The following is a 3062-nucleotide window of genomic DNA, read 5'->3' on the forward strand; positions in this document are numbered from 1 at the left end:
ACCCAACGACGTTGATCGTAGGCCCAATCAGACTGGCCGCTTTGGCGTCGGAATCGCTGGCCGCCTTAAATCGGAATCAGTGGCCGTTTTGGATCGGAATCACTGGCCGCTTTGCCTCGGAATGCGCACCCAGAACACGCCACCCGTCGTCCGGGTGTACTCCAACAGGCGCGTCGCGGAAGCGCGGATGCGTTCTTGATTGCGGTCGAAAGCCGCGAGGAGCGTGTCCCAGGTCAGGGCATAGGGCAGCGAGTTGGCGTCAGTTCGAGTCCGAACGGCCTTCGCTATCGCGTCGGCCGAGCGCGCGAAGGCGGCCTCTCTGTAACCGAGCGCCCACTCGAGGTGGGCAAGTGCGCATTCCGATGAAAGCGGCCACTGATCCCGACGGGGAAGCGGCCACTGATTCCGATCCAAAACGGCCACTTTTTCAGCGGTCCGACTTGGCGGGCGTGATCTTCGCCGTTGGGTGATCGGTTGATGTCATTTTCCTTTTGCCTGGTCAATGTTGGCCGGGCCGTTTTTGTCCGCCTTGATCTTTCGCATGGAGGGTCCGTCGAGTTCCAGTCTGTGGGCATTGTGGACGATGCGGTCGAGGATGGCGTCGGCGAAGGTGGGATCGCCGATGACGTCGTGCCACTTGGCCAGCGGCAGTTGGCTGGTGATCAGGGTGGCGGCGTTTTGGTAACGGTCCTCGACGATTTCCATGAGGTCGCGGCGCTGCTCGGCGTTGAGGCGGTCAGGTCCCCAGTCATCGAGGATCAGGAGGTTTGCCTTGGTGAGGGCGCGGAACAGGCGGGGGAAACGACCATCGGCGCGTCCCAGCTCCAGTTCGGCGAACATCCTGGGGAGGCGTTTGTAGAGCACCGAGAAGTCGTCGCGGCAGGCCTTGTGGCCGAGCGCACAGGCGAGCCATGATTTTCCGACCCCGCAGGGACCGATGATGATCAGGTTCTGTTTTCGGGCGATCCACCGGCCTCTTGCCAGTTGCTGGATGAGGGCTTTGTCGAGGCGCCTGGGGGTGCGGTAATCGATGTCCTCGATCGCGGCATCGGCGTGGCGCAGGCGGGCGTTGTGGAGCCTGTAGGTGAGGCGGCGGTCGTCACGCTCGGCCTCCTCGCGGTCGAGCAGCAGGGCCAACCATTGGGCGTGGTCCAGTTCGTCGGCCTGGGGATTGTCGCCGAGCTCGGCAAAGGCGCGGGCCATGCCGTGCAGCTTGAGGTTCTTGAGTTGGTCGAGTGTGGGATGGGAAAGCATGATGTCTCCTCAATGGAAGTATCTGGAGCCACGGATATTGGCGTGATCGATTGCCGGCCCTTCCGTGGCCTGTCGCGGTTTGCGGCGATCGAGGTTGTTCTTGAGGATCGAATTGAGCGAGGAATAGGAGTGGGCGCCGATCTCCAAGGCCCTCTCGCAGGCGGCCTCCAGCCTGTCCTGCCCATGGGTCTTGGCCAGACGCAGGATGCCGATACAAGAGCGGAAACCCTGTTCGGGGTGAGGCCTGCTCTTGAGGATGACCCCGACCAGAGCCGCGGTGTTGGCCCCCGTGGCGCTGGCCTGGTTGCAAATGCGTTCATGGGTCCAGCCGGCATGACGGCGGTGTGATGAAGGCATGTGCTCGGGGATCGTGGTGTGGCGCCGATTGCTGGAGGCGCGCATGTGGGCTGCAACCCTTTTGCCTTTGTGGAAAACCTCGACGCTGCGATCGGTGATGCGCGCCCAGAGCTTCTGTTTGGCCAGGGCATGAGGCACCGAGTAATAGTGCTTGGCGACTTCCACGTGGTAGTCGAGGCCGGCGCGGCGCTGTTTCCATTCGGCGTACAGGTAGGACGCGCCGGGTAGGGGCCGGAGTGCCGGCCGGTCGAGGTCCTCGAACAGTTGCCGACGAGAAGCGCCGAGGTGGCGCGTAATCCGGCCGTTGAGGTCTTCCAGTAGCCCGGCCATGGCCTGGTTCAGCTCGGCCAACGAGAAGAAGCGGCGGTTGCGCAGGCGGGCCAGGATCCAGCGCTCGACGACCTGGACGGCGACTTCGACTTTTGCCTTGTCCCTGGGCTTGCGCGGTCGCGCCGGGACGATGGCGGTGCCGTAGTGGGTCGCCATATCGGCATAGGTCCGGTTGATCTCGGGGTCGTAGAGGCAGGCCCTGACAACGCCGGACTTGAGATTGTCCGGCACCACCTGGGCCGGCACACCGCCGAAATAGGCAAATGCGCGGGTATGCGCCCCGATCCAATCCGGCAGGCTCTGGGTCCAGGTCGCCTCGGCGTAGCTGTAGCTCGACGCCCCCAGCGTGGCGACAAAGATCTGGGCCTCGTGGATCTCGCCGGTCAGGGGATCGATCACCTCGGCGGTGGTGCCGGCGTAGTCGACGAACATCTTCTCGCCGGCGACATGCGCCTGGCGCATGGTGGGCTTGAGCTTGCCCTTCCAGGCCCGGTAGAGGTCGCAGAACCGGCTGTAGCCGTAGCCCTCGGGATGGGCCGCGCGGTATTCCTCCCACAAGAGCGACAGGGTCACCCCGGATCTCTTGAGCTCGCGATGTAGGAGCGGCCAGTCAGGCGGCGATCGGCGCGCCGGCGCGGCGGGCACCTCGTCTCCCCGGGTCTCGTCGCCCCAGGGCCTGCGCCCCTGGGTCGGCGGCGGAAACAGCAACCGATCCAGAGCCTCGTCACAAAGATCCGCGGGTAGCGGCCAGGACAGGCCGACGCGGGTCGCGCGCTTGATGTAATCGCGCACCGCCGTACGGCCAAGGTTCACGCTGACGGCAATCCGCCGCTTGGACAGCTTGTCGGCATGAAGCCGTAAAACGTCTCGTATCTTGCGCATGGGCAATCGCTCTCTGGGCATCCTCGCTCCTCTCGAAAAGGCGCGAGGCTAGCCCCCAAGGGATCACCCAACGACGTTGATCGTAGGCCCAATCAGACTGGCCGCTTTGGCGTCGGAATCGCTGGCCGCCTTAAATCGGAATCAGTGGCCGTTTTGGATCGGAATCACTGGCCGCTTTGCCTCGGAATGCGCAGCTCAGAACCACGCTGGACCTTTATGCTCATCTCATTTCGTTCCAA

The 3062-nt window shown here is 63.9% G+C and carries 3 protein-coding genes; all 3 read right to left on the reverse strand.

Annotated features, from left to right (window positions below; genetic code table 11):
- Positions 1 to 99: 99 nt before the first annotated feature.
- The 3 genes from GY769_19975 to GY769_19985 all read right to left on the reverse strand — a co-directional run bounded on the left by GY769_19975 (position 100) and on the right by GY769_19985 (position 2844).
- Positions 100 to 414: a hypothetical protein gene (locus tag GY769_19975; GenBank protein ID MCP4204200.1), complete on the reverse strand. Its 315-nt coding sequence runs from the start codon at positions 412 to 414 to the stop codon at positions 100 to 102.
- 66 nt (positions 415 to 480) lie between these two features.
- A complete protein-coding gene (locus GY769_19980) occupies positions 481 to 1254 on the reverse strand; it encodes an ATP-binding protein (GenBank protein ID MCP4204201.1) in 774 nt (257 codons plus the stop codon).
- A 9-nt stretch (positions 1255 to 1263) separates the two neighbouring features.
- Entirely contained in the window at positions 1264 to 2844 is a 1581-nt protein-coding gene (locus GY769_19985; GenBank protein MCP4204202.1) for an IS21 family transposase, read from the reverse strand.
- Positions 2845 to 3062: the final 218 nt, after the last annotated feature.

This window comes from bacterium, from assembly GCA_024224155.1.
Taxonomy (GTDB): Bacteria; Acidobacteriota; Thermoanaerobaculia; order Multivoradales; family JAHEKO01; genus CALZIK01.

What these genes read in the sequence shown, in the direction of transcription:
- GY769_19980 (MCP4204201.1), bottom strand. Translation starts at nt 1,254, where the DNA reads ATGCTTTCCCATCCCACACTCGACCAACTCAAGAACCTCAAGCTGCAC.
- GY769_19985 (MCP4204202.1), bottom strand. Translation starts at nt 2,844, where the DNA reads ATGCCCAGAGAGCGATTGCCCATGCGCAAGATACGAGACGTTTTACGG.